Origin of the sequence: Atopobacter sp. AH10 (assembly GCF_003664595.1) — a bacterium.
In the GTDB taxonomy this organism is placed as follows: domain Bacteria; phylum Bacillota; class Bacilli; order Lactobacillales; family Aerococcaceae; genus Atopobacter.
This window is the reverse complement of sequence record NZ_QXPZ01000039.1, coordinates 36,104-54,526: the sequence shown is the minus strand read 5'-3', so window position 1 is coordinate 54,526 and position 18,423 is coordinate 36,104. Positions and strand designations below refer to the sequence as shown.

General features: G+C 41.5%; 17 protein-coding genes, 1 tRNA gene and 1 other RNA gene. All 19 read left to right on the top strand.

From position 1 onward, the window contains the following. Positions 1-162: 162 nt before the first annotated feature. The 19 genes from D3H64_RS08220 to D3H64_RS10540 all read left to right on the top strand — a co-directional run bounded on the left by D3H64_RS08220 (position 163) and on the right by D3H64_RS10540 (position 18,293). Positions 163-236, top strand: a tRNA-Pro gene (locus tag D3H64_RS08220). Between the two features lie 327 nt (positions 237-563). Continuing rightward, positions 564-1,022, top strand: a complete 459-nt coding sequence (locus D3H64_RS10545) for a CtsR family transcriptional regulator (RefSeq protein WP_121565765.1) — start codon at positions 564-566, stop codon at positions 1,020-1,022. A gap of 38 nt (positions 1,023-1,060) precedes the next feature. After that, a complete protein-coding gene (locus D3H64_RS08210) occupies positions 1,061-3,553 on the top strand; it encodes an ATP-dependent Clp protease ATP-binding subunit (protein ID WP_121565764.1) in 2,493 nt (830 codons plus the stop codon). Positions 3,554-3,798: 245 nt separating this feature from the next. Further along, the gene (locus tag D3H64_RS08205; protein ID WP_121565763.1) at positions 3,799-4,197 is read left to right on the top strand and encodes a hypothetical protein; all 399 of its coding nucleotides are present in this window, start codon (positions 3,799-3,801) and stop codon (positions 4,195-4,197) included. Positions 4,198-4,272: 75 nt separating this feature from the next. Beyond that, complete coding sequence (locus D3H64_RS08200) at positions 4,273-5,118, top strand: aldo/keto reductase (RefSeq protein WP_121565762.1); 846 nt, start codon at positions 4,273-4,275, stop codon at positions 5,116-5,118. 131 nt (positions 5,119-5,249) lie between these two features. Then, positions 5,250-5,777 (top strand): tRNA adenosine(34) deaminase TadA, encoded by a 528-nt coding sequence (gene tadA / locus D3H64_RS08195; protein WP_121565769.1) that lies wholly within the window; start codon positions 5,250-5,252, stop codon positions 5,775-5,777. A 205-nt stretch (positions 5,778-5,982) separates the two neighbouring features. After that, positions 5,983-6,069, top strand: an RNA gene (ffs, locus tag D3H64_RS08190) — signal recognition particle sRNA small type. A 79-nt stretch (positions 6,070-6,148) separates the two neighbouring features. After that, the gene (gene dnaX, locus D3H64_RS08185) at positions 6,149-7,885 is read left to right on the top strand and encodes a DNA polymerase III subunit gamma/tau (protein ID WP_121565761.1); all 1,737 of its coding nucleotides are present in this window, start codon (positions 6,149-6,151) and stop codon (positions 7,883-7,885) included. Between the two features lie 3 nt (positions 7,886-7,888). Continuing rightward, on the top strand, positions 7,889-8,206 hold the full coding sequence (locus tag D3H64_RS08180) for a YbaB/EbfC family nucleoid-associated protein (RefSeq protein WP_121565760.1): 318 nt from the start codon (positions 7,889-7,891) through the stop codon (positions 8,204-8,206). A gap of 29 nt (positions 8,207-8,235) precedes the next feature. Next, positions 8,236-8,835, top strand: coding sequence for a recombination mediator RecR (recR, locus tag D3H64_RS08175; protein ID WP_121565759.1), 600 nt, complete (start codon positions 8,236-8,238; stop codon positions 8,833-8,835). Between the two features lies 1 nt (position 8,836). Continuing rightward, on the top strand, positions 8,837-9,484 hold the full coding sequence (gene tmk / locus D3H64_RS08170; protein ID WP_121565758.1) for a dTMP kinase: 648 nt from the start codon (positions 8,837-8,839) through the stop codon (positions 9,482-9,484). A gap of 2 nt (positions 9,485-9,486) precedes the next feature. After that, positions 9,487-9,816, top strand: a complete 330-nt coding sequence (locus tag D3H64_RS08165) for a cyclic-di-AMP receptor (RefSeq protein WP_121565757.1) — start codon at positions 9,487-9,489, stop codon at positions 9,814-9,816. Positions 9,817-9,833: 17 nt separating this feature from the next. After that, entirely contained in the window at positions 9,834-10,913 is a 1,080-nt protein-coding gene (locus D3H64_RS08160; protein ID WP_158589258.1) for a hypothetical protein, read from the top strand. A 158-nt stretch (positions 10,914-11,071) separates the two neighbouring features. Further along, the gene (locus tag D3H64_RS08155; protein WP_158589257.1) at positions 11,072-11,395 is read left to right on the top strand and encodes an initiation control protein YabA; all 324 of its coding nucleotides are present in this window, start codon (positions 11,072-11,074) and stop codon (positions 11,393-11,395) included. Between the two features lies 1 nt (position 11,396). Then, positions 11,397-12,236 carry a tRNA1(Val) (adenine(37)-N6)-methyltransferase gene (locus D3H64_RS08150; protein WP_121565754.1) on the top strand — a complete coding sequence of 280 codons (840 nt, stop codon included), beginning with the start codon at positions 11,397-11,399 and terminating at the stop codon, positions 12,234-12,236. A gap of 23 nt (positions 12,237-12,259) precedes the next feature. Next, the gene (locus tag D3H64_RS08145; RefSeq protein ID WP_121565768.1) at positions 12,260-12,628 is read left to right on the top strand and encodes a GIY-YIG nuclease family protein; all 369 of its coding nucleotides are present in this window, start codon (positions 12,260-12,262) and stop codon (positions 12,626-12,628) included. A gap of 25 nt (positions 12,629-12,653) precedes the next feature. Continuing rightward, a complete protein-coding gene (locus tag D3H64_RS08140) occupies positions 12,654-12,869 on the top strand; it encodes a hypothetical protein (protein WP_121565753.1) in 216 nt (71 codons plus the stop codon). Between the two features lie 19 nt (positions 12,870-12,888). Continuing rightward, entirely contained in the window at positions 12,889-13,746 is an 858-nt protein-coding gene (gene rsmI / locus D3H64_RS08135) for a 16S rRNA (cytidine(1402)-2'-O)-methyltransferase (RefSeq protein WP_121565752.1), read from the top strand. Positions 13,747-14,471: 725 nt separating this feature from the next. Then, positions 14,472-18,293 carry an SdrD B-like domain-containing protein gene (locus D3H64_RS10540; RefSeq protein ID WP_121565751.1) on the top strand — a complete coding sequence of 1,274 codons (3,822 nt, stop codon included), beginning with the start codon at positions 14,472-14,474 and terminating at the stop codon, positions 18,291-18,293. Positions 18,294-18,423 lie beyond the last annotated feature (130 nt).

Genomic DNA, 18,423 nt, shown 5'->3' with positions numbered 1-18,423 from the left:
GTACAAACACCATAAAATTAGGATTTGTACGACTTAAGCTCGTTATTGGTTGGGGAATTCAGGTTAAATAGGAGATTGAAAAGTAGAGGAAGTTTAATGCTCTTTATTAGGAATGAATGGAATAAGTATAAGTAATTCTTATAATTTTTCCTTCCAACAAAACGGGAAATAGCTCAGTTTGGTAGAGCACTACGTTCGGGACGTAGGGGTCGCAGGTTCAAATCCTGTTTTCCCGATAGGACGGCAAAAATACGGTTTGTCTATTTGAATTAGGGAAATCTAGAAGTGACATGTTATCTAGTCGTTTTTCTGTTATCGAATAATAATAAATAAATTATATTTGCGTGCTTATGGGCACAAGTGAAGAAGTAAGGTTTTTCGGCAGAGAGAAATCTTATTTTTTATCTAAACTGCTCTTTTGTAAAAGATTTGCCTTACTTTTGGTTGACTCGGACTGCCTTTTTAGAAAAGATGCTGGAGCTTAAGTGTTGAAATTTTCTTTAGTTTCTGTATAATAGTCAACAAAGGTCAAATAATAGAAGTGATGAAAGGGAGGAAAAATCATGGCAAACCTATCCGATGATATAGAGCGTTATATCAAAGCTTACTTGCAAGGGATGGATGAGGTCGAATTGCGACGGAATGAAATAGCCTCTCAGTTCGATTGCGTACCCTCTCAAATTAATTATGTGATTAATACACGTTTTACAATTCCAAAAGGCTATGTGGTTGAAAGTAAACGTGGAGGAAGTGGCTATATTCGTATTTCTAAATTGCAAATTCAAGATGAGGGTGATCTTTTAGACCTCTTGAAAGCTCAAATTTTACGGGAAATGACGCCTAATCAAACTAGGCAATACTTAGTTGATTTACAAAGGCATGGACTGTTGACTAAAAGGGAAACTCAGCTTTTATTATTGGTTTTGACGAGTCCAGCTATTTCTGAAGATCATGATGGTAATCTTTGGCGGAGTGAGATGCTAAGAGAGATTATTGACCAATTACGAGTATTATGGGATTAGATTCTCTTGATTGAGAACAGTAGAAGGAAGGGATAATATTGAGCGATGCATTTACACCTTGTGCTAAGCAGGCCGTTTTTTTAGCGGCTCAAATAGCTATTCAATTTAGACATCAAACGGTGGGCACTGAACACATGCTATATGGCTTGACGAGTGAACCGAACGGGATTGCTGGGAAGCTTTTGAGAGAGTTGAAAGTAACACCAGAAGTGATGTTTGATGAGATAGAACTTTTAACGGGATATGGGACCGCTTCTCCTACTCAAGACCCAATGTATATGCCTTATTCACCTCGTGCCCAGAGAGTTGTTATGCAAGCTGCAAAAGATGCAGAACGTCTTGGTAAAGAAACCATTGGAACAGAAACGCTTCTATTGGCTTTGACACGGGATGAAGGTTTAGCGGGCAGAATTTTGACGAATAATCGGGTCAACTTACGCCATTTGCAAGAATTGATTTTTGAAAAATTAGGCGCTAAGGAGCCGCAAAGGGTAGCGAAACAGGCTAATCGTGCAGCCAACCGTCAAAAACAACCTAGTCAAGCAAAAGGCACTCCAACTCTAGATGAATTGGCTCGCGATTTAACTGAACAAGCGCGTAAAGATCTCTTAGATCCAGTAGTGGGTCGAGAAGATGAAGTGCGTCGCTTGGTTCAAATTCTCAGTCGCCGCAGTAAAAATAACCCTATTCTCTTAGGAGAACCTGGTGTTGGTAAGACGGCCGTTGTGGAAGGTTTAGCCCAACGGATGGTTAAGGGTGATTTACCTGAATCTCTTTGTAAGAAGCGATTGATGATGTTGGATACTGGCAGTTTAGTAGCTGGAACGAAATTTCGTGGTGAATTTGAGGAAAGACTGAAAAAAATCATCCAAGAAATTTATGAAGATGGCCATATTATCCTCTTTATTGACGAAATTCATACGTTGATTGGAGCAGGTGGGGCTGAGGGAGCGATTGATGCTTCTAATATTTTGAAACCTGCTTTAGCACGTGGGGAGTTACAAGTCATAGGGGCAACTACTTTAGATGAATTCCAAAAGTATTTTGAAAAGGATGCTGCTTTGGAAAGGCGCTTTGCAACGGTTATGGTGGATGAGCCTAGTGAAGAAGACACTATCGAAATTTTAAAAGGATTGAGAGGGCGTTATGAAGACCATCATCAAGTGACCATTACTGATGAGGCTTTAGAAACAGCAGTGAAGACGTCTACTCGTTATATTACATCTCGTCAATTACCTGATAAGGCTATTGATTTAATGGACGAAGCGAGTGCTAAAGTTTGCTTAGAGCAAGAAAGTATAGGAGATCCTTTAGAAAAACTTCGCCTCAATGTTGAAAAGTATCAAAAGAAAAAAGAAGAAGCCGTGATGACCCAAGAGTTTCAAAAAGCTGCTTCCTATCGTTTGAAAGAGATGAAAGAGCGTGAAAAACTCGATCAGCTGATGCAACAAGAGCCAAAAGAGCTGGTTAGACCTCAAGTGACTGGACGAGATATTAATGAAGTTGTGGCACAGTGGACGGGTATTCCGGTCAAGCAAATGGAAACGAGTGAACGTGAGAGACTTATTCATTTAGAAGAAGAGCTACATAAACGGGTTATTGGGCAAACAGAAGCTGTTAGCGCAGTTGCTCGAGCTATTCGTAGGTCTAGGTCTGGCTTAAAAGATCCTCGTAGGCCAATTGGATCCTTCCTTTTTCTTGGACCAACTGGTGTTGGGAAAACTGAATTAGCTAAAACGCTAGCAGAAGCGATGTTTGGAGACGAAAGTGCCTTAATTCGTATCGATATGAGTGAATTTATGGAACGGCATACGACCAGTCGCTTAGTGGGTTCCCCTCCAGGCTATGTGGGCTATGAACAAGGCGGGCAATTGACTGAAAAAATTCGACAAAAGCCATATTCAGTGGTTCTCTTTGACGAGGTTGAAAAGGCACATCCAGAAGTCTTCAACATCCTTTTACAACTCTTGGATGATGGTCATTTAACAGACAGTCAGGGTCGGAAGGTTAATTTCCGTAACACGGTTATTATCATGACATCTAATTTAGGTGCTACAGCTCTGAGAGACGAGAAGAGTGTTGGATTTGGAGCTGTTCAACCAAGTCAAAACCATGAAGCAATGGAAAAACGTATTCGGGAAGAATTGAAGAAAGCTTTCCGCCCAGAGTTTTTAAATCGAATTGATGAAACGATCGTCTTCCATTCTCTTTCGGATAAGGATCTTGAAGAAATTGTCCGGCTTATGATGGCATCTATTGTGAAACGAATGAGCGAATTGGGAATTCAATTGAAAGTTACGCCAACTGCCTTGAAGGAAATAGCGAAGAAGAGCTATGATCCAGAATATGGCGCACGTCCAATCAGGAGAGGAATTCAACATCTTATTGAAGATCCATTAAGCGAAAAACTCTTGAGTGGAGAGATTCGTTATGGACAAAAAGTGACGATTGGTTCACGGCAAGGTGAAATTTATATAGAAGCAAAGGATAATAAAAAAGAAAAAACAGTAGAAGAGACTAGTCAGGTTTAAAACTAGGGGTCTCTTTGCTGAGTCAAACTTTTTCTGATAGTCTTAAAAAATAGGGTAAAGGTCGTCTGCTCTTTTTTTTGAGGAAGCGGATGGCAAAAAAGAAACCCATAAGAAAGCTTAGGTCGATTGGCATTGATCCTTTAGCAAAGGACGAAGGCGTGATTTAAAAAGATCAGAAAATAGTTGATTATGGTAAAATAGATCTAGCGAAAGAGTCGTCATATTAAGCTGGGAGGGTGATTTTGATGTTAGATAAGAAAAAGGCCTTAGCTCTAGCGATTGGATCCTCAGTGATCATTGGAGTGCTTGCAGCGCTTATTGCCGCAGACGAAGAAAAGCGTGAATCTGTGGCGGCGTATATTAATCGTAAAAAAGTAAAATTCTTTGTTCGAGAAAAGTTAAATGGTAACGAGAAAGCTATGGCTATCGTTGACCGTCTATCAGATGAGGATATTCAGCGCTTGATGAATCTTTTAGAGAACTCTAAGGATTGGAAGGAATCTTTTTTAGCCCATCTGGATCAAGTGAAAGATAATGTGGATCAAGTGAAGGATAAGGCAATGCGCTTGGCTAGGAAATCTGTCACAAAAGACGGCGATTGGTTAGATCGCGCTTTGGAATTAGCAGAAAAGTATTTAGCTTAGTAAGACTGTGGATAAGAGACTGTGGCTAGTTGTGGCCTTCAGTCTCTTTCGTCTGTAAGAAAGGAGAAAGCGGTCATGCTACATTTGCCAAATGGAGAAGTTTATCCAAATTTTGGAATTGGTAGTTGGTATTTGGGAGAAAACACCGCTAGATGGGAGGAGGAAAGGGACTGTATACGCTATGCTATTGAAAATGGGGTTAATTTGATCGATACGGCTGAAATGTACGGAGATGGGCGAGCGGAATCCTTAATAGGTCAGGCGATTAAAGGGGTAGAACGCGATTCGCTTTTGATCGTATCAAAGGTATATCCATGGAATGCAAGTTTGGAGCAAATGAAGAAGAGTTGCTTGGCTTCTTTGGAACGGTTAGGGACGGATTATCTAGACATGTACTTGTTGCATTGGCCAGGGAATATCCCTTTAGAGGAAACTGTCCAAGCTTTCGAAGACCTCAAAAAGGAGGGGCTGATCAGAGCTTGGGGAGTGTCAAATTTCGATGTGGAAGATATGGAAGCTTTGGAGAAAGTGGCTGATGGAGATCAGTGCCAAATCAATCAGGTTCTTTATCATTTAGCTTCTAGAGGGATTGAGTATGCTTTAAAACCAACTTTAGATAGGAAGGGAATCCCTCTTATGGCATATTGTCCTTTGGGGCAGGCTGGCAGGCTGAAGAAGGATCTATTAACCGATCCGAGTATTCAAATGGTTGCAGATAGGCATGGCGTTAGTCGCTATCAAGTTTTATTGGCATTTATTTTGAATCAAGAGCAAATGATGGCAATTCCTCGAACGGGAAATATTGAACATATGGCTGATAATTTAAAAGCTAGGGAGTTGCGCTTATCGAAAGAAGATTATGCGTTATTAGATCAGGCCTTCCCCGCCCCTGATCATCGAGTAGCTTTAGATACGGAGTGAAGGAATTGAAAGAGGGACAGAATCTAAGAAAAAATCCAGATGAAAAAACGTATTCAGAACTTGGGAAAGAATGGGGTACAAAAGGGAAACAAGGGCTAGTTGCCAGTTCGTTGACAGGAGAGGACGCTAACATGTCAGCGAAAAATTTAAAAGATGCTGAGTATTTTATGAGCTTAGCTATAGAAGAGGCAAAGAAGGCGGAAGAAATAGGAGAAGTTCCCATTGGTGCAGTGGTCGTCTATCAAGGAAAAGTTATTGGAAGAGGGCACAACAAACGTGAAAGTAGTTATTTAGCGACTAGTCATGCGGAATTATTAGCCATCAATGAAGCTAATAAAAATTTAAATGCTTGGCGCTTAACAGATTGTGATCTCTATGTGACCTTAGAACCTTGTCCAATGTGTTCTGGAGCGATTATCCTTAGTCGCTTGCGCCATGTTTATTTTGGCGCTAGAGATGAAAAAGCAGGTTGTTGCGGGAGCTTGATGAATCTTTTAGCCGACCAACGCTTTAATCATCAAGTTCCTTTAACAGAAGGAATATGCCAAGAACAGTGTCAACAGTTATTGAGTAACTTCTTTAAGACGTTGCGCCAACGTCAACAAAAGCTAAAGAAGGCTAGACAAGTCACTAAGCGATGGCTAGGGAATTTTAAATAGTTTGACCCTTTTTGAGAGAGGATGAATGATCCTTAAATGAAGCTGTAGGGTAGTTTTTGTGATTGAGATCTAGGTAAATGAAATAGGCTGAAACAAGCTTCTTGTTGAAAGTGATAATAAAGGGACTAGACTTGAGTTGACACATACAATAAAGGGGCTAGACTTGAATTGAAAGGGACAATTTGCTATAATCAACTTACCGAAAGGTCATAGGCAATAACGAGCTTACGAACGAGTCAGGTCCGGAAGGAAGCAGCTATAAGTAAGTTTCGTTATGTGCTCTATGTTTTTTTTTGCCCTAAATTGCGATAGGTTTGTGGTAAAATGAATACAAGTATATACCTATAAAAGGTGGAAGAAGGAGGAAAAGTATGGCCTATCAAGCGCTCTATCGGGTGTGGCGCCCGCAAAGTTTTAAAGAGGTTATTGGGCAAGAAGCAATTACGAAAACTTTGTCTCACGCGATAGCTAGCGGGAAGATTAGTCACGCTTACTTGTTTACTGGACCACGTGGAACAGGGAAGACCAGTGTAGCCAAAATATTTGCTAAAGCAGTCAATTGTCAAAATCCTGTAGAAGGCAATCCTTGTGGGGAATGTGCAGTTTGCCAAGCGGTTCAGGAAAACCGGATGAACGATGTGATTGAAATTGACGCCGCCAGCAATAATGGGGTAGATGAAATTCGTGATATAAGGGATAAAGTGCGCTATGCTCCAACAGAGGGTCGATACAAAGTATATATTGTCGATGAGGTCCATATGTTGTCGATTGGGGCTTTTAATGCCTTGCTCAAAACATTGGAGGAGCCACCTTCCCATGTTATTTTCATTTTAGCGACAACTGAGCCACATAAAGTTCCAGCAACTATCTTGTCACGGGTTCAACGGTTCGATTTTAAACGGATCGATGTGGCAACGATGATCGAGAGAATGCAAGTCATTCTTGATCAGAAAAGTATAAGCTATGATGGAGAGGCTTTAAAAACTATTGCGAGAGTCGCTAATGGTGGGATGAGGGATGCACTTAGTCTATTGGACCAAGCCCTTGCCTATGATAGCTCGACGCTCTCTATGGAGAATGCCTTAGTAGCTACTGGGGCAATAGACCAAAATATTATTGGGGACTATGTCAAAGCTTTGTCTGATGGGAAAGTGCAAGAGGCTTTGGATATTATTCATCGTTGCTTATCAGATGGTAAAGAGGCGGGACGGTTAATTGAGAGTGTCCTAGCCTATATAAGAGATGTTTTGATAGAAGAAGAGGCATCTGATCAAGAAAATTTCCTTTATACTTTAGTAGATTTATTAACTCAGGCACAAGGCTTATTGAAATTTAGCCAACATCCACAAATTTATTTGGATGTGATGACTGTAAAAGCTGGACATTTGCCTAAGCAGAAACAAACATCAGCTAATACTTGCGATGATGGGGCTTGGCGGTTAGAAATGGAGAGTTTAAAAGATCAAGTTGCTCACTTGCAGGCTAAAATCAGTCAATTGGAAAGTCAATGTCAGTTACAAGGGCAAGGAGAAAGCCTTGTAGCCAATGCTTCACCAGGTCAAGCAGGGCAAAGGATAGGGCCTATTTTGCAAGGACAGACCCCTATCAGTGAACAAGGGGCAGATGAAGAAGCATATCGAGTGGATACTGGAGCTGTTTACCGGATTTTAAATCAAGCCACTCGGCCAATCTTGACCCGTTTGCAAGAAAATTGGCAGGATTTAGTGGGTTTATTAGCCCATGTGGAAAGATCTGCCTTAAAAAATTCTGAAGTAGTCGCTGCGGGAGAAAATGGCTTTGTCCTGAGTTTTCCATATGAATTGCTGGCTAGAAAGGCTAATCAGTCTAGTGTACATGCAGCGATTCAACGTTATCTCACCCAACAATTGCAATATGAAGGTGACTATGTTTGTATTCTAGAGGAAGATTGGCAACGATTGAGAAGTCAATATATCTTAGAACGCCGGCAACAGAAAAAGGCAGAAACCGTAACACGAGCCACTATAGGTCAAGAAACTGAAGAAGAACAAGTCGATCTAGCACAAGAAGCTATTGATCTTTTTGGGGCTGATCGAGTGATTGTTGAAGAAAAAAGAAATGGGGAATAAGAAATGCGTGGAATGGGAAATATGCAAGGTATGATGCAAAAAATGCAAAAAATGCAAAAGCAATTAGTGAAAGAACAAGAGGAATTGAACAAAACAGAATTTGTTGGTCAGTCTCAATCTGATTTGGTTCAAGTAACCATGAACGGAAAACATGAAGTGGTTAAAGTGGCTTTGAAACAAGAAGCAGTAGACCCAGAGGATTTGGGGATGTTAGAAGATTTGATTCAAATGGCTGTTAATGATGCCGTTGAAAAAGTTCAAAAAGCTAACGAACAACGGATGGGAAAATACACTAAGGGATTAAATATTCCAGGTTTCTAAAGCTCGATGCTTGATGTTAGGAGGATGGCATGCAATATCCAGAACCGCTCGCGCGCCTTATAAATAGTTATATGAAATTACCCGGTATTGGGGCAAAAACAGCGGCACGCTTAGCTTTCTTTACCCTCAATATGGAGGAAGAAGAGGTTTTAGCCTTTGCGGATGCTTTGGTGAGTTGCCAAAGAGACCTAACGCATTGTTCGATTTGTGGGAATATCACGGAGAATGATCCTTGCCCTATCTGTTCAGACGAGACGAGAGATCTTGGAAAATTGCTGATAGTAGAATCTACAAAAGATCTGATGAGTATTGAGCGAATGCAAGATTATAGAGGCCTCTATCATGTATTAGGTGGAGTTTTATCTCCAATACAGGGAACAGGACCAGAAGATTTGACTATTCCACAACTCATCAAACGCCTACAAGAACACGAAGAAATTAAAGAAGTTATTTTGGCAACGAATGCCACAGCTGAAGGAGAAGCAACGGCCATGTATTTGAGCCGCTTGATTAAACCTTCTGGCATTAAGGTCACACGTTTAGCACATGGTTTGTCGATTGGGTCTGACATAGAGTATGCAGATGAAATAACCTTATTAAAAGCCATTGAGGGCAGACGGGAGATGTAAAGTGAGAGGGCTATTTATTAGTTTAGAAGGAATAGATGGGTCTGGGAAATCGACGGCTTTAACGACGGTTCTTGAGCGCCTAAAAAAACGTTATAAAGAGCTGACATTTGTTCAAAGTAGAGAGCCAGGCGGAAACCTTATTGCGGAAGCTATTCGAGAAATCATTTTGAATCCGGACTATAAGGCTATGGATGCTAGGACGGAAGCACTCTTGTATGCAGCGAGTCGTCGGCAACACTTAGTTGAAAATTTATTACCGCAACTTGATCAAGGGAAAGTGGTTATCTGTGACCGATTTATTGATAGTTCCTTAGCCTATCAAGGCTATGCGAGGTCTTTGGGGATCTACAATGTGCTAACTATTAACCGTTTTGCGACAGAAGGACTTTTGCCAGATCTTACGCTCTATTTTGACATTGATCCTGTTTTGGGAATGGAAAGGGTCAAGGGACGGGGGAAGAAGGATCGACTAGAAGAAGAAGGTTATAGCTTTCAACAAGCGGTCAGAAAGGGTTATTTGGAAGTTGTTGATAAATATCCCGAACGTATTGTAGTGATTGATGCCAGTCGAAATGTAGAAGAGGTTGCAAAGGTTGTTGAAGAAAAGTTGATCCAAGCGATCGATTGCCACTATGGGAAAGGAGAATAACCATGAAATTAATTATGGCTATTGTACATGATGAAGATGCTTATGAATTGGCTCAAGCCTTTAGTGAGAAACACATTGCCGCAACACAATTAAAGTCCTCAGGGAGTTTCTTGCGTAGAGGGAATACGACTTTCCTTATTGGGACTGAAGAAGAAAGAATTGATGAAATTCTTGATTTGATCAAAAAACTCGGCCATCATAGAACAGAATTTGTGGCGCCAACCAGTTATAACGAAGGCGGGATCTTTAACAATTTTACGCCACCAGTAGAAGTGCCAATCGGTGGAGCGACAGTTTTTGTGTTGCCAGTCGATGCTTTTCATAAATTCTAATGATGACAGAAAGTTTATTGGAACGTTTTGAGCGTTTGATTGAAAAGGATCAGCTTAGCCATGCTTATCTGATTGATGGGCAAGATAGGTTAGCACGGCGGAATTTTATCTTCCAAATTGCAGCTTCTTCTTTAGCGGAAAAAGGGCGTAGTAAAGAAGACTTAATCGAGCAAATGCGCCATAATCAACACATCAATGTTCAAATCATCGATGCCTCTGAGCCTGAAAAAATGAAGGGGGAAATCCTTCAGAGCAAAACGGCTGGGAAAAAGGCTAAAGGCCAAACTGGTAAGAAAGCATCAACAAGTTCAAAAGAGCAAAAGGCTAAAAAGGTTATAGGACAATCCATAAAAATTGAAAAGATACGTCGTTTAGTAGACGAATTGAGTCAATCGTCACGAGATGGACGGGATCGCTTCTATATTTTAGATGATGCGGAAAAGTTGACCCTTAATGCGGCTAACAGTTTGCTCAAATCCTTAGAAGAGCCAAACAAGGGAAATCATCTCTTTATTTCAGTGGATAACTATGAAATGGTTTTGCCAACTATTCGTTCTCGCTGTCAGTGGATTCATCTGCCAGACGTCTCACTCAAAGAGACTCGAAAAAGTTTTGAAGAAGCGGGTTTATCTACAGCTATGGCGCAATGGGTAGCTTTTCAAGTCACACGAGTAGAAGATGCCAAAAACCTCGCTAAGGATGAAAGCTATGCGAAGAAATTAGCTGCAGAGTGGAAATGGTTTAGCTTGTTAGGGCGGCAACCTATAGAGGCAATGATTTCTGTCAAAAAATACGTCAGTGATTATTGCGATACAAGAATGGACGCATACAATTATTTGAATGATCTTGCTTTATTAGCAAGAGATGCCTTGGTGTATCCTTATGTATCAAAAGAAGAATTGACTCGTATTGATCGCATTGAGGCCTATAAGGAATTAGTCCAACATAGTCCAGCTGATTATTGGCTAAAAGTAAGTGAGTCTATTGAACAAGCTATGAAAGAGATCAAGGCTAACATTTCTACTGAGGCGGTTTTTGAAGGCTTAGCAGTTCGTTGCCAGTTAGCTTTAAAGACGGGGAAGACTAGATCTAGATAGTGCTAGGGATAGACTTCTTAATCTAAAGAGTCAGTGATATAGGATAAATGGATCACAGAATGATCAAAAGAGATGTAAGCTAGAAAGGCTGGAAAAAGTTGACGAAAGAAAAGAAGAGCCTAAAAAGCGTGACAATGGAGGAGAAAGGAGGGGCGCAAGTGACACGAATTATGGAAGAATTATATCAATTTGAACAAGCCTTGCAACGGATGACGGATACGACAATGATGTTAGAAAATGTCATCAGTGAATTAATGCAAGAGAACAATGCTCTACGCCAAGAGCAAGAGCGCCTCTTAAGCCAAAGTCAGCAAGGCGCTACAATGGAAGAATTTAAACCACAAAAATCCTCGCAAATGATGATGGATTTATATGAACAAGGCTTTCATATTTGTAATGAGGCTTATGGGAAACGTATGCAAGCAGGAGACCATTGTTTATTTTGCGAAGCTATGTTGGAACGTTTAACGGAAGGAATGTAGAATGGTTAAGGGAGAAAAAGAGGACGGAAGACATCTCATCCAAGAAAGGTTGGAAGAAACTTTAGCCAAAATAGAGTTAAAAGAAGGCGAAAGAGTCGATTATTTGATCCGAGAAGGAATTGCCTTAATCCAACACCCAGACGTCTTTGCCTTTTCGATGGATGCAGTCCTCTTAGCAGATTTTGCGATCCTACCTAAACGACAAACGGCGACTGTCTTGGATCTCTGTTCAGGGAATGGGGCAGTGGCCTTTTTGGCGTCTACTAAGACTAAGGCAAAAATACAACTGGTTGAAATTCAAGAACGCTTGGTAGATATGGCAAAGCGGACAATTGAGGGGAATGGATTAGAAGGACGCTATCAAGTGATTCAGGCGGACGTGAAGGATTACCGAAAATGGGGGAAACTGGACTCGGTAGATTATATCTTGTGTAACCCCCCTTACTTTACAGCTAAGAACCACCAAACTGTCCACAATGAAGAAGCTCAACGCATCGCTCGCCATGAGATTCTTTTGAATTTTGAGCAGTTGTGTCAAGCTATTTCCGGTCTATTGAAAACTAGAGGAAAAGCAGCTATTGTCCATCGACCGGAACGATTAACGGAACTGTTAATGACTCTTCAAGCCCATCAATTGACACCTAAACGCTTGCAAATGATTTACCCTAAACAAGGTCAGGAAGCCAATGGAGTCTTGATCGAAGTGATGAAGCAAGGATCATTCGGGGGCTTACGAGTGCAAAAAGCCTTGACTGTCCATGAAGAAGATGGTAGCTATACTCCCTATATGGCGCAATTATTGGGGTTGAATAAAGGGGATAGGGCCACTAGTGAGAGATGAAGGGGATTAAAAAGGAGTTGCTAATGGAGGCTTATGTCTATGTCTTAGAGTGCGCAGATGGCACTCTCTACACTGGCTATACCAACCGATTGGAGGAGCGAGTAGAAAGGCACAATGCTGGGAAGGGAGCAAAGTATACACGAATCAGACGACCAGTTCGCTTGGTATGGGCTAAAAAATGGCCGAATAAATCTCTAGCGATGAAAGCGGAGTACGCCTTCAAACAGTTAAAACGTCCTGAAAAAGAAAAGTACCTAGCTCAATATGGTATTCATTTCCCTTTAGCTCAATCCCATTCGGCTTTGATCGTTGAGGCGAGTAAAAGCGAAGTTCAAGCGCTGACTGTAACGAGTGAGAAGAGAAATAATGCAAGCATTGAAGCTGACGAGTAGCTAGAAAAAATGCAGTGAGGACTGTTTGAAGTCAGCAGAGGAAACGCCAAGCGCTGATTATGGCAGTCAAGAAGAGAAGAAGCCAAGTACTGATTGTGGCAGTCTAGAAGAGAAGATGATAAGCGCTGATTGTGGCAGTCAAGAAGAGAAAAAGCCCAGCTATGATTGCGCAGTTACGAAGAGAAACAGGTCAAGTGATGACTGCGCAGTCAAGAAGAGAAGAAGCCAAGCGATGACTTGAATAAGTAAGAAGAAAGGCGATGATTTCGATGGCCGGTAATCTTTATTTAGTTCCAACGCCTATAGGTAATTTGGAGGATATGACCTACCGAGCTGTGCGTGTTTTAGGAGAAGTGGATTTGATTTTGGCTGAAGATACACGGCATACGCAGAAATTATTAAATCACTTTGCCATTTCAACCAAGCAATTAAGTTTTCACGAGCACAACACACAAGAACGGATTCCGGAAATTTTAACCAAATTAAGAGAGGGGATCCATATGGCTCAAGTCAGTGATGCAGGAACTCCTTCGATTTCAGATCCGGGTGTTGAGTTGGTGCAAGCAGCGATTCAAGCGGGGATCAAGGTCATTCCTTTACCAGGAGCCAATGCGGCCATTACTGCCTTGATAGCTTCGGGATTAAAGGTTCAACCATTTACCTTTTGGGGTTTCTTGCCAAGAAAGAAACAAGAACGTTTATCTATGCTAGAACGTGGATATAAGCAAGCAGTAACGGGCATTTATTATGAATCTCCCCACCGGATTAACAAATTACTAGAAGAAGTTGAAAGTGTATTTGGCCCTGACCGACGCATAGCTATTGGACGGGAATTGACTAAAAGCTATGAAGAATTTTTACGTGGAAGGCTAGCAGACTTGCGACAAGAGACGTCAGATAAGGTATGGAAGGGCGAATTAGTGGTCGTTATCGAGGGGCAAGGAGAAGCTGTTGAAGAAAAACAGGAAGTGATCAATGATAAGCCTGAAGATATTCGAAAGGCCATTGAAAAAGCTGTGTCAGAGGGTGTGAAAGCTAACCAAGCCATGAAAGAAGTGGCTAAACGTTTAGGGAAAAATAAACGTGAAGTCTACCGTATTTATCATGATTTAGACTAAAATAAAGTCAATCTAGGAGACCTTCCTTAGTTGAGTAAGCCCAGTGCTATAAGGATGAGTCACGATAAGATTGACTGGATATAAGCTTGTGCCTGCAAAAAACTATGCACAACCTACTTCTCTAAAATGAGAGGTAGGTTATTTTTGTGCTTTTAGACATGAATAGGGGAAGAAAGTTAATGCGAAAAAGACTGACAGCAAAATAAAAAGAGGAGTAGATGAAGGGAATAGGAAGAAAATAGGAAAGAGGAGCTTGGAATAGGGAATTGCGAAAAAAGTAAGGTAAAAATATAGTAAGAGTTAAAATGGGGAAGCAAGTGCGGATTAGTTAAGAAAAGGTATGAAATAGAGGGATTGTAATGATTACAAGTTAGAAATAAATGCAAACTATATAGGAATATCATGAAAAGACTTTTCTTTAAAGACTTGGTTTGTAAATATTTTTTAAAAAAAATAGGGATATAGGCGTATTTTATAAAATGTTAAATGAGAGCTATAAGAGGACGGTTATATCTCTAGTGATTATAATTTGAAAACGAGTGGCCTTTAAAGATATACATTGACGAATATTCTATTTTCACTCATTTTACCGAACGGGAATCCATCTGCTAAGCGCTTTCCTTCCCTTAACATCCTCTTACTGAAATCTTAATAGAGGGTTTTTGTATATTAATATATAGATAGTTAAAATATAAGTGTTGAAGGCATACTTTTGGAGGGGGAAAATGAGAAAGATATATAATCAAATAGAAGGGCAAAAAAAGGATAGGGTAGGGGCAATAGATCAAAATAAAGATAGATCAGTAGCTAGTCTTTTCTCATGTGAAATAGAGGGTCAAGGGATCGATTTTAGGGAAATGGGGCAAAAAAAAGTAAGGAAGTGTCTAGGGAAAGAAGTATCGACCTATGCTTTCCGTAAACTGTCTGTAGGACTTGTTTCTGTGATGATTGGGGCAGGGATTCTTTTTGCGAGTGATCAAGCTATTGTTCAAGTGGAAGCAAGTGAAGCAGGAACTGGATTGGTTTTAGGAGAAGTCGCAAAAGATCCAAAAGCAAGCGAGATAGTTAAGGAAGAAGAGAGAATAAAAGAGAATGAGATCGAAGAAATAAAAGAGAATAAACCTGAAGAAAAAATAAAAGAGACTATTTCCACAGAAGATGTCGATGAGGAAAATATTTCGTCTGTAGGCAAAACAGATTCTTTTAAAAAAGATGGAGAAAAGGCTAGGGGAAGGGAAGAGGTTTTTGAAAATCCCAAAAATGAAAGCGGTTCAAAAGAAGAAGTTTCAGCTAATACGGGAAGCGAAGCTGCTTTTTACGCTGCTGAAGGGGAAAGAGTGGATCTAACTAGCGAGACGGATTCCTCTAAGGATATGTCAGACAAACTAGAGGATGTCAAGATTAGTTTGGATAAGCATTCAGACAATGCATTCTCTGAAAACTCGGATACGATCTATCCTTTTCATGGAGATTATTTTATTTTTAGGGGGTCGTTTTCTTTACCAAAGGGACTGAAAGAAGGGCATTATTTTGATTTAAGTTATTCAGATACGCTCAGGTTATCGGATATCAATAATTCTGCCCATCCTTATGGGAAAGTTTCTGATTTAGTGATTGATGAGATGACGATTGCTAAAGCTGAACCGATGAAAGGAAAAATTCGCTATCGATTGACTCGGGCGGGAGAATGGTTATCGGATGGTAAAGTCAAGTTGCAACTGTGCTTTTTTATCAACAGAAGGCAAGTGACAAATAGCGGGGATGTTCCGTTTGAAATACGATTAGGGGAAAAGAAATTAGAGGATAAAAAGCTCCATGTTTCTTTTTATAAACCCGGTGAAGAAGTGAGGGAGCCTTACTTTGATTTAACGGTGACAGATGCTGATTATCAAAATGGAGAATTCACTTTAGCTGGGATTGCTAATGGTAAACGACGTACTTTAGACGGTAGTCCTTATGTATATCTTGGTAGTAACTTTGGAAGAGAGACCTACAATGTTGAGAATGGGCGGCCAGTATTTAGCATTTATGAAATAAAAGATAATTTAAAAATCCCAGAAAGTTTAGTTCTCCGAGAAGAGGACATGAAAAAGGAAGATGCAAAACTGCTGCCTGCGATAGGCAAAAATGGCGAAAGATTATATATGTTTAAACTGCCTACAAGCTATAAAGCCTATTATTTTGAGATCAAAGTAAAGAGGCCTAAGACGGCGAAAGACGAGTTAAAGGCGTTTTCGACCTATTATTACCGAACGATAGGAGGGTATAATATAGCCGAAAATCGATCCTTAAGTTTAGGGAAGAGTGTATCGTCAGCAACTATAGGGCTTGGTGAAATAAAAGAAAGATATAATATTGAGGGGCAAGTTTTTGAGGACTATAACCGAGATGGGAAAAAAGCACAAAATGGAGAACCAGGTAAGGCAGGAGTGAAAGTGCAATTATGCGATACTGCTGGAGATTTGATAGGAGAGACTTTCACTGATGCTAACGGGAATTATAGTTTTAACAACAAGATTCCTCGACAATACTTGGTTAAATTTATGTCTCCCTTAGGCTATCAGTCGAAAAATAAAAAGGTGCTGAAGGCAGATATCCGTAAAGGGGATGCCAAACAGCTTGATTATGGTGTCTACCAACTTATGGCAGAAGAACAATATGCCTATGAAATGACCGTAGAAAGTGTTGATTATAAGGTTGAAGTAAAAGAGGATCCGGATCTCCCACTTGGTTATATGAAATTAGTGAGATCTGGAGAATTGGGGAAAGTTCGTCATTTTTACAAGTATCCTGCGATTGTAAAGGATGGAGAATTTAACCCTAAACTCTATCAAGGTTATTTTGAAGAAGTGAGCAGTATTGTAGAGAAAAAGCCAGTTAATGAAGTATGGATTAAAGGGACTGGCAGTATTTTGAAGGATATAGCTATAGAAACTGAATCCGTTACTGAAGCTGAAAGAACAGGAACTAAAGTAACTATCCATTATACGACGGTGGATAAAGACGGGCGTAGTCGTAAGGATAAAAAAGAATGGACCATTTATAACGGTAGTAATGGGGAACCAGGTCCGCAAGGCCCACGAGGCGAAGCAGGCCCAGCAGGTCCAGCGGGTCCACGAGGAGAAGCGGGTCCAGCAGGTCCACAAGGCCTACGAGGTGAAGCCGGCCCACAAGGTCCGAAGGGAGAAGCAGGACCACAAGGCTCGAAAGGCGACAAGGGAGATCAAGGAGCAGTAGGTCCACAAGGCCCACAAGGCGAAGTAGGTCCACAAGGTCCGAAGGGAGAAGCAGGTCCGCAAGGTCCACGAGGAGAAGCAGGCCCACAAGGTCCGAAGGGAGAAGCAGGTCCGCAAGGCCCACGAGGCGAAGCAGGCCCACAAGGTCCGAAGGGAGAAGCAGGTCCACAAGGCCCACGCGGTGAAGCCGGCCCACAAGGTCCGAAGGGAGAAGCAGGTCCGCAAGGTCCACGAGGAGAAGCCGGCCCACAAGGTCCGAAGGGAGAAGCAGGACCACAAGGCTCGAAAGGCGACAAGGGAGATCAAGGAGCAGTAGGTCCACAAGGCCCACAAGGCGAAGTAGGTCCACAAGGCCCACGAGGCGAAGCCGGCCCAGCAGGTCCGAAAGGTGAAGCAGGTCCACAAGGTCCGAAGGGAGAAGCAGGTCCACAAGGCCCACGCGGTGAAGCAGGCCCACAAGGACCGAAGGGAGAAGCAGGTCCACAAGGCCCACGCGGTGAAGCAGGTCCACAAGGTCCGAAGGGAGAAGCAGGTCCACAAGGCCCACGCGGTGAAGCCGGCCCACAAGGTCCGAAGGGAGAAGCAGGTCCGCAAGGTCCACGAGGAGAAGCCGGCCCACAAGGTCCACGAGGAGAAGCAGGCCCACAAGGGGCACAAGGTGAAACAGGCCCACAAGGACCGCAAGGTGAAGTAGGTCCACAAGGCCCACAAGGGCCACGAGGCGAATCCGGCTCACAAGGCCCGAAAGGTGACAAGGGAGATCGTGGTGCAGTAGGCCCACAAGGCAAACAAGGAGATCAAGGATCAAAAGCTGAATTTTATGCTAGAGGCGATAAAAAAGAAAATGATGATCCGGAGAAATCTAGTGAAGAAATGCCTAGAAAGAATGATAAGGAAGAGTCTAGTTCCTCATCGGAAATAACACATACTGATAAGGAAGAAACAGGGAATGAGGAAAAAAGGAATGAAGGAAAAGTTAGAAGCATAGACCCAATGCAGGAAAATGCATCTCCAAAAGCGCCAATGCAAGAATCTTCAGTAAAAGAAGATCCAGTACCAAAAAAGCTAGTCCCAAAAGTGTCAGGCCAAGAAGCTACAAGGGCAAAAGTGTCAGGCCAAAAAGCGACAGGGGAAAAAGTGACAAAGTCAAAAGATCTTGAAAAACAGCCGACGACTCAAAAGTTGAAAAGACTTCCACAAACCGGCGAAAACTCTTTATTTGGAATAAACACGATTGGCCAAGCGGTTATCTTGCTGACGGGGGCTATGGCTTTATTGGCGAAAGGCAAGAAAGAAGATGAAGACGAATAAATCGAAACAGATAGTCTGATCTATAAATAAGTTCACTAAGGAAGCTATAAAAGTAGGATAAAGGTAATTTCAGTGCTTTGCCTAAAATAAAAAAAGACTTGCCAGATCTAAAAAAACTCCCTTCCAATAG

Excerpts from the sequence above, each read along its gene's own strand:
- D3H64_RS10545 (WP_121565765.1), top strand. The coding sequence starts at position 564 with ATGGCAAACCTATCCGATGATATAGAGCGTTATATCAAAGCTTACTTG.
- D3H64_RS08205 (WP_121565763.1), top strand. The coding sequence starts at position 3,799 with ATGTTAGATAAGAAAAAGGCCTTAGCTCTAGCGATTGGATCCTCAGTG.
- D3H64_RS08200 (WP_121565762.1), top strand. The coding sequence starts at position 4,273 with ATGCTACATTTGCCAAATGGAGAAGTTTATCCAAATTTTGGAATTGGT.
- tadA (WP_121565769.1), top strand. The coding sequence starts at position 5,250 with ATGTCAGCGAAAAATTTAAAAGATGCTGAGTATTTTATGAGCTTAGCT.
- dnaX (WP_121565761.1), top strand. The coding sequence starts at position 6,149 with ATGGCCTATCAAGCGCTCTATCGGGTGTGGCGCCCGCAAAGTTTTAAA.
- D3H64_RS08180 (WP_121565760.1), top strand. The coding sequence starts at position 7,889 with ATGCGTGGAATGGGAAATATGCAAGGTATGATGCAAAAAATGCAAAAA.
- recR (WP_121565759.1), top strand. The coding sequence starts at position 8,236 with ATGCAATATCCAGAACCGCTCGCGCGCCTTATAAATAGTTATATGAAA.
- D3H64_RS08165 (WP_121565757.1), top strand. The coding sequence starts at position 9,487 with ATGAAATTAATTATGGCTATTGTACATGATGAAGATGCTTATGAATTG.
- D3H64_RS08150 (WP_121565754.1), top strand. The coding sequence starts at position 11,397 with ATGGTTAAGGGAGAAAAAGAGGACGGAAGACATCTCATCCAAGAAAGG.
- D3H64_RS08145 (WP_121565768.1), top strand. The coding sequence starts at position 12,260 with ATGGAGGCTTATGTCTATGTCTTAGAGTGCGCAGATGGCACTCTCTAC.
- rsmI (WP_121565752.1), top strand. The coding sequence starts at position 12,889 with ATGATTTCGATGGCCGGTAATCTTTATTTAGTTCCAACGCCTATAGGT.
- D3H64_RS10540 (WP_121565751.1), top strand. The coding sequence starts at position 14,472 with ATGAGAAAGATATATAATCAAATAGAAGGGCAAAAAAAGGATAGGGTA.